Annotated in this window: 12 protein-coding genes; 8 read left to right on the plus strand and 4 right to left on the minus strand. The window is 53.3% G+C overall.

Annotated features, from left to right (window positions below; genetic code table 11):
* The first annotated feature begins 135 nt into the window (after window positions 1-135).
* Window positions 136-1044, plus strand: coding sequence for an L-serine ammonia-lyase, iron-sulfur-dependent, subunit alpha (gene sdaAA, locus TH63_RS18980; protein ID WP_048922341.1), 909 nt, complete (start codon window positions 136-138; stop codon window positions 1042-1044).
* A 170-nt stretch (window positions 1045-1214) separates the two neighbouring features.
* On the opposite strand, the gene TH63_RS18985 is transcribed toward sdaAA, so the two are convergent.
* Complete coding sequence (locus TH63_RS18985) at window positions 1215-1721, minus strand: hypothetical protein (RefSeq protein WP_048922342.1); 507 nt, start codon at window positions 1719-1721, stop codon at window positions 1215-1217.
* Window positions 1722-1802: 81 nt separating this feature from the next.
* A complete protein-coding gene (locus tag TH63_RS18990; RefSeq protein ID WP_048922343.1) occupies window positions 1803-2999 on the minus strand; it encodes a cation:proton antiporter domain-containing protein in 1197 nt (398 codons plus the stop codon).
* 181 nt (window positions 3000-3180) lie between these two features.
* Here TH63_RS18990 and TH63_RS18995 point away from each other — a divergent pair, with 181 nt between their 5' ends.
* A complete protein-coding gene (locus TH63_RS18995) occupies window positions 3181-3966 on the plus strand; it encodes a hypothetical protein (protein ID WP_048922344.1) in 786 nt (261 codons plus the stop codon).
* Window positions 3967-3978: 12 nt separating this feature from the next.
* On the opposite strand, the gene TH63_RS19000 is transcribed toward TH63_RS18995, so the two are convergent.
* Window positions 3979-4977, minus strand: coding sequence for a hypothetical protein (locus tag TH63_RS19000; RefSeq protein WP_048922345.1), 999 nt, complete (start codon window positions 4975-4977; stop codon window positions 3979-3981).
* 150 nt (window positions 4978-5127) lie between these two features.
* Here TH63_RS19000 and TH63_RS19005 point away from each other — a divergent pair, with 150 nt between their 5' ends.
* The 5 genes from TH63_RS19005 to TH63_RS19025 all read left to right on the plus strand — a co-directional run bounded on the left by TH63_RS19005 (window position 5128) and on the right by TH63_RS19025 (window position 8717).
* Window positions 5128-5835 (plus strand): SIMPL domain-containing protein, encoded by a 708-nt coding sequence (locus tag TH63_RS19005; protein WP_048922346.1) that lies wholly within the window; start codon window positions 5128-5130, stop codon window positions 5833-5835.
* A gap of 236 nt (window positions 5836-6071) precedes the next feature.
* Entirely contained in the window at window positions 6072-7220 is a 1149-nt protein-coding gene (locus TH63_RS19010) for a ribonuclease D (protein ID WP_048922347.1), read from the plus strand.
* Between the two features lie 37 nt (window positions 7221-7257).
* Complete coding sequence (locus tag TH63_RS19015) at window positions 7258-7644, plus strand: DUF6960 family protein (protein ID WP_048922348.1); 387 nt, start codon at window positions 7258-7260, stop codon at window positions 7642-7644.
* Between the two features lie 216 nt (window positions 7645-7860).
* Window positions 7861-8082 (plus strand): hypothetical protein, encoded by a 222-nt coding sequence (locus TH63_RS19020; RefSeq protein WP_048922349.1) that lies wholly within the window; start codon window positions 7861-7863, stop codon window positions 8080-8082.
* Window positions 8083-8258: 176 nt separating this feature from the next.
* Window positions 8259-8717: a hypothetical protein gene (locus tag TH63_RS19025; RefSeq protein WP_156180732.1), complete on the plus strand. Its 459-nt coding sequence runs from the start codon at window positions 8259-8261 to the stop codon at window positions 8715-8717.
* Between the two features lie 35 nt (window positions 8718-8752).
* On the opposite strand, the gene TH63_RS19030 is transcribed toward TH63_RS19025, so the two are convergent.
* Complete coding sequence (locus TH63_RS19030; protein WP_048922351.1) at window positions 8753-9976, minus strand: NAD(P)-dependent oxidoreductase; 1224 nt, start codon at window positions 9974-9976, stop codon at window positions 8753-8755.
* A 207-nt stretch (window positions 9977-10183) separates the two neighbouring features.
* Between TH63_RS19030 and gcvP the strand changes: the two genes are divergently transcribed.
* Window positions 10184-13099 (plus strand): aminomethyl-transferring glycine dehydrogenase, encoded by a 2916-nt coding sequence (gene gcvP / locus TH63_RS19035; RefSeq protein WP_048922352.1) that lies wholly within the window; start codon window positions 10184-10186, stop codon window positions 13097-13099.
* Window positions 13100-13240: the final 141 nt, after the last annotated feature.

Raw genomic sequence — 13240 nt, forward strand, 5'->3', positions numbered from 1 at the left:
TAGACCCATAACAGTTATCTCTTTTCTTTCCCGTACTTTTAAAGGCTAAACGCGCGTAAAAAGCGGTTTAGCGTAGTAGAAGAAGCGGGCAAGTACCTGTTTTTCTTTCCACCTTGATCTTTTGCCTTTACCCATATGTCACTACTATTTAACGATTTCGCGAGCTGGGAAAAACATTGCCAGGCTACCGGCGAACCGCTGTACCGGGCGGTGCTTGCCTATGAAATAGAGCAGAAGGGCCGCACCGAAGAGGAAATCTGGGACGGCCTGCAACGCGCCTATGACGTGATGCGTGATGCCGTGCAAACCGGCCTCACCCAGGACATGACCTCCCGCTCGGGCATGGTGAAGAACGGCGCCAAGAAAGTGGCCGCCGCGCCGGTCACGGTGTTGTCGCCGGAGTTCCAGATGCTCATTAGCCGGGCGCTGGGGGCCAAGGAAGTAAACTCCTGCATGGGCCGCGTGGTGGCAGCGCCTACCGCCGGGGCCTCAGGCATTCTGCCGGGCATCTTAACCACCATCCAGGACCTGCATAAATTAGACGACCACAAGATATTGGAAGGTTTGTTGGTGGCCGCGGGCATCGCCCTGATCATTGAAACCAACGCCTCGCTGGCCGGGGCTGTGGGCGGCTGCCAGGCCGAGACCGGCAGTGCCGCCGCCATGGGCGCCGGGGCCATTGTCTACTGCCTGGGCGGTAACGTGGAGCAGACCTTCGCCGCCGTGGCCATTACCATCCAGTGCATGCTGGGGTTGATCTGTGACCCCGTGGCCGGACTGGTAGAGGTGCCCTGTATTGTGCGTAATGCCAGCGCAGCGGCCATCGCGTTTTCCAGCGCCCAGATTGCCATTGCCGGCGTAAACCCGGTCATACCGGTAGACCAGTGCGTGATGGCGCTAGGCGAGGTAGGCCAGAGCATGGAAACCAAATACAAAGAAACCGCCCTGGGCGGACTTGCCAACACCCCCAGAGGCCGCGAGATTGAAAGGCTGGTACTGGTAGAGAACGTAGAAATTCTGCCGGATGAAGACGAGGTGGAGTGAGTGAGTGAGTGAGTGAGTGAGTGAGTGAGTGAGTTTCAGAAGTCCGTTTCGGGCCTGTTTTCAGGAAAACAGGCCCGAAACGGACTTCTGCTGTTAAAAGGGTTGATTAAAGGAGGCGTGCTGTTTTTGGGCCGTTTTCCCGAAAACGTGCTTAAAACAGACATGAGAGTTTACTTCTTGGTCACAATATTCAGGAACTGCGCGTTTTCATCCCAGCTTATCCTAATGGGGTGCGCCTTGTCTATCTGGATCACTTCCACCTTCTCTATTTTATGCAAGTGGGCGAGAAAACGGCTGTGGGTAATGGGCCTTTGGTTGACCAAGACCTGTAGATGGCGGTGTGCGGCGGGCACCTCAAAGTAATCGAAAACGTCTTCCAGTTTTAGCAGGGGCTTTTTGTTTTTGAGTTCAATAACCAGCACGCCGTAGCGGGCCTTTGGGCCCATAGCCGCCAGGATAGCGGAGTCCTGGTACGCTTTCACTACGGTAATGTCTTTAGGGTCTACCACCAATGAGGCGTAATCTGTTTCCTGGGCACCCAGGATCAACAAAGGGTTTCCGCCGGTAGAAACCACACGGGTCTGCTTCCGGAACGGCTTTGTCTCCAGCCCGGGTAAGGACTGGGCTCCCGCACTGGCGGAAAGGAGCAGAAAAACCAGGGCCAGTATTTTTTTCATACCGCTAAAGCTAAAGAATTCTTTACATAGTTATTGGACCGCCGCCATAAGGGATTATCTCAGGGCTTTTTCTGCATCTCCCTAATAGTTAGGGATCTCACTCACGTCATTCTTCGTGAGCAGTAGGCCCATCATCATGAGCAGGCTGGAGAGCAGCACCACAAAAAACAGCACGCTCTCATTCATACCCACAATGGCGTACTCAGCAGGAATGCTGTAGAAAAGCAGGATGGTGATGAGGCCGCGTGGGGCGATGAACAGCTCCGGGATAAGCGGTACCCGGGCAATGAACTGCAGGTAAACGTAGCGCACCAATAAAATAATGGTGAAGATGGTGAAGCCCAAAACCCAGACGTCTAATTCATATAACTCCTGCAGGTTAATGGAAAACCCGAACAGCAGGAAAAAGAACGTCCTGATCACAAAGGCACTCTCGCCGTTGATCTGTTTGAGCTGCACAATCTCAGACTGCAGCGACTGCAGGCTTATGTATTTGGCCAGCTTCCCTTTCAAAAAGAGCACTGCGTTGTTGAGCATCAGGCCAAAGATGAGCACCATGAGCAGCGAGGAAAGATGGAGTTTCTTGCCAATGGAATAGAGCAGCACTAGAATGGCAATGATCAGGAAGAACTTAATGTGGCTTTTGATCTTGTCCACGAAGAAGAGCAGCACCAGGCAGCAAACCACTGAGATCACAAAAATACTCACCAGGTCTACCGTCAGGCCCACAAATGAGCCCAGCCCCACGGTAGGGTTCTGGATAGCAAAGTTAAAGGCGATGATCCCGATGATGTCTGAGAAGGTGGCCTCGTAGACAATGAATTCCCGTTTCTCTGGCGTGAGGTTGGCCACGCTGGGGATGGCAATGGCGCTACTGATCACGGCTAGCGGAATAGCGTTGATGATGGCCGTGTAATAGGGCACGTTCAGCCAGAAGTTCACGAACCAGGCAATAAGCGCGGTGGTGATGAGTAAAGTAAGCGTGGCGGTAAGGAGGGTCTTCCGGATGAGGGGCAGTTTCTCCCGCTTCAGTTCCAGGTCCAGAGCCCCTTCCAGTACAATCAGAATCAACCCTATAATGCCAAACAGTTCCAGAATGTTGCGCAGGCCCGGCAGGGCTACGTTAAAATACCGGGCCGCCAGCTGCAGTAGAATACCCGTGGTGAGCAGGAAAATGACGGACGGTACTTTGGAGCGCTTGGCGGCAATGTCAAACACATAGGAAAAGACAATCAGGCTGCTGAGGATAATGAGGAAAGTGTAGGCGTCTAAAGTCATAGGCAAGCACGTCTGTTTCAGTGTAAGTACGGAAGTTCTGCCCACGGGGCTGGTAGCGGGCTGTTTTCAGATCCCAAAGGCCTGATCCTTAAAGAAAAGGAAATGCTTCCGGTAGGGGTAAAAAGATCCTAAATGGTCTATTTAATGTCCCTAAGTTATACAATCAACCTTTCTGCCCATCATGTTATTGCAAAAGATCCAGTCCATAGCCCTCCTAACTGCCCTTTCAGCCGGTTTATTGACCAGCTGCACCGTAGCTGAAATGTACCAGAGTGACACTCTCCTTCAGACAAACCGGGAGGTGCCCCTGGAAGGCCGCAAATTCATTCGCCTGAAGCAGGATTTTAAAATTGGAAGCTTTGCTGTGGACGGCGTGCACCGGGGTTGGACCAGGGTTTGGGAACAGGGCCTGGGGCCCCTAGCCTTTAAAAGCGCAAGGCAGCGGTTTGAATTCACCTTAGTAGACAGCACCGGCGCTTCTACCTATGTCAGTTGCCAGGCAGGGATCAATTCCAGTGAGGTGCAGCTAGGGAAAGTGGTTTCAGTGAGCCTGGGCGGCGATGACCGCGAAGTGTTTGTAAGCACCCTGCACGTGCCTAACAGCAGCGCCTGGCAGTTGATCACCAAAGACCCGGGCCACCCTTTGTCGTTCCAGAGCTTTCTGGGCGTTTTGCAGAACGGCGACAAGGAGATCATGGTAGAGCCCGTTTACCGGTACAAGAGCAAGCACCGCGTGGAGGCAGGCGAGATTCTAGGCTACGAGTTTAAATCTGGGCAAGAAGTCCTGGGCGCGGTTCAGGTGATTAACAAAGGCAAAGTTTGGGTAAACAAGGACCTTGACTTTCAGGAACAGCGTTTAATCAGCGCCGCCGCCGCGGCCTTACTGCTCTACCAAAAGCTGGAGAATACTATGCCGGCAGAGCCGAACGGCACCAAAATAAAACTGCCTCTCTCCCTGTTAAAGTAACAGTAGTAGCCTCTATTTCAGGGGGATTTCCGGAAACTCAATAAACTCTCCCTCGGGCGTGAAAAGCATGCTCATGGGCTCCTGCGGATCGCGCAGAATGTCTTCCTGGGTAATGCCCCACTTGGCCCAGACGGTGGCCAGCAATTTGGCGTAGGAACTGTTCTGCCAAGGGTTGAAGATCACGTTGGTCACGTCATCAATGAGCGTGTCCATGACCAGGTGGTTGTCTTCTGGTTTGGGGTGCCTAATGAGGTAATCTGGGATCACGTTGAGTAGATAGGCCGCATAGAACACCCGCGCACTGAACTCAGCGGCCTGGATGGGCTGCAGTTGCCGGGGCTCTACCTGTTCCCATACGCGGCGCATGGCCTGTTTGATCATGCCATTGTCCAGCAGGCAGCACACCAACAAGGCGTTATCCAGCCGCAGGCTGAACATCATGGTAGACAGCTCATCCCTGAACTCAAACCTGGACGGTTCGGCAGAGACGTCTACGTTTACTATAAACAAAGAGCAAGGTAGGAAATCTGGGAACACCATGGGCACCCGTATGGATTGCAGCACCCTAAAGAAGGCCTGGAACTTCATGAGCATTTTGGGTTGCTCGCTCACGGCGTACTCTGGCTGCACCAGCGGGTTCTGTTCCTTGATCAGTTCGGTGATCAGCGTGCCGTAGAACATTTTCCCCAGCCACTGGAACAGCAGTTTCTCATCTAGCGCCCGTAGTCCGGCCACTCCCCCGGCCAGGGCCTGCTGCACCTTTTCCTCCAGTGGCTGCAAATGGCTGGTCTGGCAACGGCGGCAACACGGGATCTGTAGTTCCTGGTAAGTGGTCACGCTTTGGTCCAGTAGCCGCAGCGGCTCCTGGGTCAGCCCATATTCTTCCATGAGCCAGGCCGGGAACACCGGGGTCTGCTGGTCTTCGGTGATCAGGGTGCCACACAAGAAACAGATTCGGTTGCCAAAGCGCATGCCCTCAAAAGGATCAAAAATGGTCAGGTGCTGCTGCATAGGAGTAAGGGGTAAAGCCTGATGAACGGCAAAGATACATAGCAAATAAGTGAGGCGCACCCCAATCCTGGGGTGGGGCGCGTTATGTAGGTAATTCTTTAAACCCGGCACAGTACTTGTGAGAAGCACTGTAACTATAAACTACCACCTATGAAAAAAACATCTGCCTCCGTTTTCGTCCTTCTAATGTTACTGCTGCCCCTTATGGGCCTGGCCCAGCAAAGTGCTATGCCCCCTTTAGTGAGTACCTCTGGCTTGGGCGAAGTGCGCGTGCAGCCAGACCAGGTGGTCTTCAGAGTGGGCGTGGAGCTCCGGGAGAAGACCCTGGAAGAAACCCGCAAGCAAGCCGACCAACGCACGGCCGCCCTCATCAGCTATCTAAAGAAGAGCGGTATAGAAGATAAGCACGTGCAGACGGCCTACCTGTCTATTCAGCCAGTGTATAGCGGGGAATACGGCCAGACCACGCCGCAGTTTTACCAGGCCACCCGCACTATCTCGGTTACGCTCAAGAAGATAGACAATTTTGATGAGCTCATGACCGGCCTCTACAAAGCGGGCGCCAACCGGGTAGACGGCATCAGTTATGAAACCTCGCAACTACGCAAGTACCAGGACGAAGCCCGTAAGAAAGCAGTGCAGGATGCCCGGCAGAAAGCCGTGTTGCTGGCCTCTGAGTTAGGCGCCAAAGTAGGCCGTCCGTACCAGATCAACGAGGGCGGCAATGGCGGCCCGCAACCCATGTACTATGCCAAAACGGCCATGCGTGAAATGTCCATGGATGCCGGCGGCCCCACCCTCGCCCTGGGCGAAATCATTGTCTCTTCTGTGGTAGAGGTGAGTTTTCTGCTGGAGTAAGCCCTTCTTGGTTACCTGAAATGATTCTTGGCAAGAGGTAAAATTCCAAAAGAGCGCTTGCTTTTGCGGGGTTGCCCCAGTTGGTATCTTCCAGGAAAGGAGGTTTATTTTTGGGCCTGCATTTTTAATATTGCCGTTTTAAGCCTGTTTTTGCTGAAACAGGCCTAAAACGGCAACGCCAAACCTAAATTACCCGTCAAGGAATTATTCTGTTTTTTTGGGTACATTTGAAAATTATGAAGGAACCCGCATTTTTTCTGGAGGGGACACCTGTTTACCTGGTGCAAACCATTGAGGCATTGCAAGCGGCAGCGGCTCACTTAAGCCAGCGGCCAGAACTTGCCCTAGACCTGGAGTTTGACCAGCACCACTATACGTATGGCTTTACGCTCTGCCTGATTCAGATTTCAGACGCAGACGCCTGCTTTATCATAGATCCTTTTCCTCTGGATGACCTGCAGCCCCTGTGGGATGTGTTGGAGAACCCGGCCATTGTCAAGATCTTCCACCATGCCAACAATGACCTCATGCTCCTGAGCATGCTGGGCTGCCAGGTGCGCACGCTGGTAGACACCGCCGTGGCGGCCAAGGTGCTGAACCATTCCAAGGCCGCCCTGGGAACCTTGCTGGAAGAGGAACTGGGGCTGCAGCTGGACAAGTCACAGCAGATGAGTAACTGGAACCAGCGGCCGCTAACCCAGCGCCAGCTGGAGTATGCCGCCCAGGATGTGCTGTACCTGCACCGGCTCAAAAATGCCATGGTGGCCAAGATTGAGGACCTGGGCCGTAAACACTGGCTAGCCGAGGAAGACCAGTTGCTGGAGTCTATCACGTACGTAGAGTTGGAAGACCCGCACCTGAGAATCAAGTTCCCGCAGCGGCTCACGTTTCTGCAGCAATTCATTCTCAAGCCCATCTATGATTTCAGGGACCAGCTGGCCCAGAAATGGAACCTGCCGGCCGGGCAAATCATCAATACCCACGCCTTAATGCAACTGCTCAGCAACCCAGAGCAGGATATCAATGCCTGGCTTTACCACACCAGAGGTATTCATGGGCGGCTGCAACATGACCGCTTTGAGGAGCAGATTCAGCGTATTGTGGCCGGGTCCTTAAAAGAAGCCCAGAAACGCAAGATCCCTAACCGGTTGCCGCCTAACCCGTACCCGGCCCGGCTCAAGACCCCTGAGACCGAAGCCCGCCGCGAGTTGCTGTGCACCGTGCAGCGGGCCCTAGTGGAAAAATACGGCGCCCATACCACGCCCATTCTCCTGGACCAAAGCACCATTACCCACTACAGCCAGACGGGTGAGCTGCTCATCAGTAAGAAATACGCGCGGGAGGTAGTGCAGGAAACGGCCCAGGAACTGAACATCAATTTGTAAGGGCAGCCGCCGCGCTGCCGTTTTTGCTTACCCTTTTATGCCTAAGAAGAGTCTTGAGTTTGGATTGTACTCCTGGTTTCCGGGGTACGGCTATTCCAATATTCACCCGGCCAACCGCCGGGAATTTGAGTTGCTGGAGCCGCACAACAAAGTGTTTGAGAAAGTGGGCGAGATGAACGGATGGCTGCTGCTGCGGTACTCAGATGAGGAATTCAAGGTGCGGCCAGACCATTTCGTACCCATTGACTGGTTGCCCTTTACCTTCGGGGAGTGGGTGCGGCCCGCCAACCAACCTACCGGCCCCGTGGCCGAGATCACCGATATCTATTGGAGCGTGCCCGAAGACGCCCCGTTCTTTGCCCTGCGCATAGGCAAGCAGAAGCTGGACGGTGTCTATCGCCAGGCCCAGCTTCGGCCCGCCTAAGCGCCTCCTCTCCTAGCAGCAACTGGGTTCTCCTTATTACAAGTTTTCAACCGGAGTGATCCAGCAAAGATTTGGAGAAGGTGTTTTCGTTTTATATATTGATCCTTGATTTAATAGCGGTTAAGGGTAAAAACCAGGCGTGAAGAAATTAAATTTACGGCCATGGTTTTCTTTTTTGCGTATACATCTCCCAACTAAAACCAACTTATAAGCACTATGAAAAAAGTAACCAGCGTAATGGCCGCAGCTGCCTTGGCATTAACCTTTGGCTTTGCTTCCTGCGAGTCAAAAACTGCTCAGAATGTAGAAAACACGGCAGAATCTGCTGCGGATGAGGTAGAGGCAGAAGCTGATTCAGCCTTTACTCCTACAGATACTATCACTGTGAAAGAAGAGCCGGTAAAAGACGGCGTAGCCGATAAAGTAGAGAACCAATAAGGCACCCTACGGTTTAAGAAAGCCCTTCTGGTGGAGTCATTTCTGCCAGAAGGGCTTTTTCTTTTTATATAGGTTTTAAGAATTAATTAAATTAATTTTTAGCATAGTTATATTAATTGTCAACAAGTTGTTATATTTGTCTCCCTCGTATGATAATTCTTTGATAGACCCTGCTTGTGAGAATCGCTTGTCAAACCTTGCCGTATGCAAATATCTATGTAGACACCAACCTGCAGGTGATACACGTGGAGTGGAGTGGACTAGTGCCAAGCTATATCTTCAGGCAAACGGTTACTACCGCACTAGAGCACATTCAACTGCGTGAGCTATACGGGTGTATCTATGACCTTACCAACCTAAAAAGCATTCAGCAACAGGACCAGGAGTGGCTGATGCATGATGTCTTGCCGCTTCTCTCCAACTCTACCTTGCGCCGGATTGCGTGCTTGGAGTCTCCTAACCAGATGGGCCAGTTAGACATGATAGACCTGGTGTACTGCGCTGGTCCTACCATCAACTTTAAGTTCCAGTATTTTGAAGACGTGGCCTCGGCCCTGGACTGGTTAGGCAAAGGCCAGAAGGCCGCCTCTAAATACAAAGTGGCCCAGGAACGCAGCATTATGCCTTTCGCCTAAAAGGCTACTACCAAATCTCCCTTTTCTTTTCTGTTTTAATTCTCCTTCGGGAAAGCGTAGTCCTCCAGGTACTGGTACTTGGGGCACAGTTTCCCGTTCTGGGCAATGGTGGCGTTACGCAAAACCCCTTCCTTGTCCTCATTGAACAAGTGAGGCAGCACCTTGTCAATCAACTGCCGGCTAAAATCACGTGACGCGTTTCTGGGCAGTTCGCAGGGCAGGTTGTCTACGGCCATCACGGTGATGTTTTTCTCTGAGCTATAGGCCGGTTCCAGTTCACCCGTCTCGGGGTTGTAGTCATAGGCGGGGTCTGCGATGGTAGACACGCGCTGGGTGCAGGGAATGGAACCGTCCACGTCGCAGGTGATATCGGCTATAGTATTGATCTTGAAATCGGGCTGGCGCATTTCTTCCTTGGTGAACAGAAGCGGGGCGGCCGGGTTCCAGTAGGCGCAGGCCATCAACAAATCGGTTACCTTAGCAAATTTGGAGAAGGTGGACTGGTACAGGTGCGGGTTCTGGTAAAAGTCCCTGGAGTCCCAGACCGCAACGTCGGGGCGGGCGTGGTAATCTGAGGAGCGCAGCTGCGTGAACACCGGCTCTGTGAATTCTTTGTACAGATAGTCAAACACGGGTACCTGCTTAATGCCCATTCTTTGCAGCACCTCTATCGCGCCTTGGGCCACCCGGCCGCCGCCGGTCACGGCAATCTTGATGCTGGGCAGGTTCTTCACCTTGAAAAACTCCTCCAGCATGTCTTCCATGTCCAGGCACTCATGGGCGGGCTTCAGGTGGAAGAGGTTCCATTTGCGGCCGTAGGTGAGCAGCCCGTTATAGGCGCCCACAATGCCGGCCCATCGGCCGAAGGCCACTTCCCGCTCGCCTTCTTTATTGGTGATGGTCTCATAGTCTATGAGCGTGATCTTTTTTTCCAGAATGGCTTGCAGCAGCTTTTGGTTATGCGGCTGCTTTTTGATAGTATGGGAGAAAAAGAAGTACGTCTTGTTGGGGATGAGCTGGGCAATGGGCACTTCCTTCACGCCAAACAGCACGTCACAGGTGCTCAGGTCTTCTTTGAGCGGAATGCCTAGGTCTGTGTATTCCTGGTCACTGAAGCAGCGCACCGGGCTGGGTTGCACCACCAGCTGGGCCTGCGGGAAGGTCTGCAGAATCTCCAGGCATTTCTTGGGCGTGAAGGGTACTCGTTTGTCTACCGGTACCTTGCCTTCACGCAATACGCCAATCTTTAGTCTTTTCATAGGGTGATCAAAAAGAAGCCGTGCGTAGCGTTTTAGGGCTACTTTCTTGAAAACAAGGCAGAAACGCCGCGGCGGGTTGCCTTGTGCGCAATTTAAGGGCTATGGCTGTAATAAGTGAATTTTAACCTGTACTTTTGTTAAATCAAATGGGCCAAACGTTTGTTACCTAACCAAACAGCCTTACATCTACCTAACTTACAGCTATAAATGATATTCAAAACCAAGCCTGCCGATATCTTTAAAGAGCGCCATAACGGCCCTGTGAAAGAACAGGTGCAGGAAATGCTGCAAACCATTGGAGCCTCATCCCTGGACCAACTTATTGACGAGACCGTACCCCCCGCCATTAGGTTAAAGAAGCCGTTGAACCTGCCCGCCCCGCTCACCGAGCGTGACTTCCTGCGCAAGTTCGGGCAGATTGCCAAGCAGAACAAACTCTACAAGTCGTACATCGGGCTGGGCTACCATGACACCATTTTGCCGCCGGTGATCCAGCGCAATATTCTGGAGAACCCGGGTTGGTACACCGCCTACACGCCCTACCAGGCCGAGATTGCCCAAGGCCGTTTGGAGGCCTTGATCAATTACCAGACCGTGATCATTGACCTAACCGGCATGGCCATTGCCAACGCGTCTCTGCTGGATGAGGCTACGGCTGCCGCCGAGGCCATGAACCTGCAGCATGCCCTGCGCAAAGGCAACCGCAAAAACGCCAACCGCTACTTTGTCTCTGACCAGGTATTGCCGCAGACCATTGACGTATTGATCACCCGCGCCACGCCGCTGGGCATTGAACTGGTGCTAGGTGATCACCGCGAAGCCAACCTGCAGGATGAAACCCTGTTTGGCGCGCTGGTACAGTACCCCGGTGCCGACGGCGAGGTATTTGACTACACTGACTTTATCTCCCAGGCCCACGAGCAAAACCTGCTGGTAGCCGTGGCCGCCGACCTTTTGAGCTTAACGCTATTGAAATCCCCGGGTGAAATGGGAGCCGATGTAGTAGTTGGTTCTTCGCAGCGCTTTGGTATTCCTATGGGCTATGGCGGACCGCACGCCGGTTATTTTGCTACCAAAGACGAGTACAAGCGCTCTATCCCGGGCCGTATCATTGGTCTTTCTCAGGACGCGTTCGGGCAGAAAGCCTACCGCATGGCCCTGCAGACCCGTGAGCAGCACATCAGAAGAGAGAAAGCAACCTCTAACATCTGTACCGCGCAGGTATTGCTGGCCGTTATGGCCGGTATGTACGCCGTCTACCACGGCCCGCGCCGCCTGAAATACATTGGCCTCAACATCCATAGTTTGACGCAGATTCTGGAAAAAGAGCTCCAAAACCTGGGCTTTGATCAACTGAATGAAAACTACTTTGATACCCTGCAACTGCAGGTAGAAAGCGCTGAGCTGCAGCAAGCCATCCGCACCGAGGCCGAGGCCGCCCAGATGAACTTCCGCTATTACATTGAGAACAAAATTGGTATCTCCCTGCACCAGAACACCGACCTGGACGAGGTGAAGGATATATTGGCCGTTTTTGCGAAAGTGGCCGGAAAACAATCGTCTGCCCTGAACCTGGACGCTATTCCGGAGGAAACCGATATCACCTGGCCAGAAAGCCTGATCCGTACTTCGCCGTATTTGCAGCATGAGGTGTTCAACAAGTACCACTCTGAGAGCGAAATTCTGCGCTACATGAAGTACCTGGAGAACAAAGATTTCTCCTTAACGCATGGCATGATTCCGTTGGGCTCCTGCACCATGAAACTGAACGCCACCGCCGAGATGATTCCGGTGACCTGGCCAGAGATTGGACAGTTGCACCCCTTCGCCCCGGCAGACCAGACCAAAGGCTACACCCAAATCTTCAACGACCTGGAAGCGTGGTTGTGCGAGGTGACCGGTTTTGCGGCCATGAGCTTGCAGCCTAACTCAGGTGCCCAGGGCGAATACGCTGGTCTGATGGTGATCAGAGCCTACCATGAGGCCCGCGGCGACCATCACCGTACCATCTCTTTAATCCCGTCTTCGGCGCACGGCACCAACCCTGCCTCTGCCGTAATGGCCGGTATGAAAGTGGTGATTGTGAAGTGCGATGAGCGCGGTAACATTGACGTAGCTGATCTTAGAGCGAAAGCCGAAGAGCACAAAGACGACCTTTCTTGCCTGATGGTGACTTATCCGTCTACCCACGGCGTGTACGAAGAAAGCATTATTGAGATCTGCGAGATCATTCACCAGAACGGTGGCCGCGTGTACATGGACGGTGCCAACATGAACGCCCAGGTAGGCTTGACCTCCCCGGCTAACATTGGCGCTGATGTGTGTCACCTGAACCTGCACAAGACCTTCTGCATTCCGCACGGCGGCGGTGGACCAGGTGTAGGCCCTATTGGCGTGGTAGCGGACCTGGCTCCGTACCTGCCAGGCCACGCGGTGGTAGACTTGGGTAGACCAGAGGCCATCCATGCGGTGTCGGCGGCCCCTTGGGGAAGCGCCAGCATCCTGCCTATCTCCTATGCCTACATTGCGATGATGGGCGGCGAAGGGCTGACCGAGGCCACTAAAATGGCTATCCTGAACGCCAACTACATCAAGGCGCGCCTGGAAGAGCATTATCCGGTATTGTACGTTGGTTCCAAAGGCCGTTGCGCCCACGAGATGATCTTAGACTGCCGCGCCTTCAAGAAAGCCGGCGTAGAGGTAGAAGACATTGCCAAGCGTCTGATGGACTACGGTTTCCATGCGCCTACCGTGTCTTTCCCGGTAGCGGGCACGCTCATGGTGGAGCCCACCGAGAGTGAGAGCAAAGACGAGCTGGACCGTTTCTGCGAGGCCATGATTTCTATCAGAGAGGAGATCAGAGAGGTAGAGGAAGGCAAAGCCGACCAGAAAAACAACCTGCTTAAAAACGCGCCGCACCCGGCCCATGTGGTCTTGATTGAGGACTGGACGTTGCCTTACACCCGTGAGCGCGCCGTGTACCCTAACCAGAATACCCGTACCGCCAAGTTCTGGCCAACCGTGAGCCGCATAGACAGCGCCTACGGCGACCGTAACCTAATTTGCAGCTGTGCGCCTATTGAGGCCTACAATGAGCAAGGCGAGGAAATGAAAGCCGTATAATCTGTAACTTAATACTTGTAGCAAAGCGCCTGCGGAAACCCTGCAGGCGCTTTTGTTTTGAGCCTGTTTTCCGGAAAATAGGCCCAAAACAGGCAATGGCGCATGGTTAACTGTTCAGGATTGTCTGCCTAATGGTAGGTC

Source organism: Rufibacter radiotolerans (assembly GCF_001078055.1).
In the GTDB taxonomy this organism is placed as follows: Bacteria; Bacteroidota; Bacteroidia; order Cytophagales; family Hymenobacteraceae; genus Nibribacter; species Nibribacter radiotolerans.

Bases quoted from the DNA above. Each gene is read 5' to 3' on its own strand.
- sdaAA (WP_048922341.1), top strand. From the start codon at position 136: ATGTCACTACTATTTAACGATTTCGCGAGCTGGGAAAAACATTGCCAG.
- TH63_RS18985 (WP_048922342.1), bottom strand. From the start codon at position 1,721: ATGAAAAAAATACTGGCCCTGGTTTTTCTGCTCCTTTCCGCCAGTGCG.
- TH63_RS18990 (WP_048922343.1), bottom strand. From the start codon at position 2,999: ATGACTTTAGACGCCTACACTTTCCTCATTATCCTCAGCAGCCTGATT.
- TH63_RS18995 (WP_048922344.1), top strand. From the start codon at position 3,181: ATGTTATTGCAAAAGATCCAGTCCATAGCCCTCCTAACTGCCCTTTCA.
- TH63_RS19000 (WP_048922345.1), bottom strand. From the start codon at position 4,977: ATGCAGCAGCACCTGACCATTTTTGATCCTTTTGAGGGCATGCGCTTT.
- TH63_RS19005 (WP_048922346.1), top strand. From the start codon at position 5,128: ATGAAAAAAACATCTGCCTCCGTTTTCGTCCTTCTAATGTTACTGCTG.
- TH63_RS19010 (WP_048922347.1), top strand. From the start codon at position 6,072: ATGAAGGAACCCGCATTTTTTCTGGAGGGGACACCTGTTTACCTGGTG.
- TH63_RS19015 (WP_048922348.1), top strand. From the start codon at position 7,258: ATGCCTAAGAAGAGTCTTGAGTTTGGATTGTACTCCTGGTTTCCGGGG.
- TH63_RS19020 (WP_048922349.1), top strand. From the start codon at position 7,861: ATGAAAAAAGTAACCAGCGTAATGGCCGCAGCTGCCTTGGCATTAACC.
- TH63_RS19030 (WP_048922351.1), bottom strand. From the start codon at position 9,976: ATGAAAAGACTAAAGATTGGCGTATTGCGTGAAGGCAAGGTACCGGTA.
- gcvP (WP_048922352.1), top strand. From the start codon at position 10,184: ATGATATTCAAAACCAAGCCTGCCGATATCTTTAAAGAGCGCCATAAC.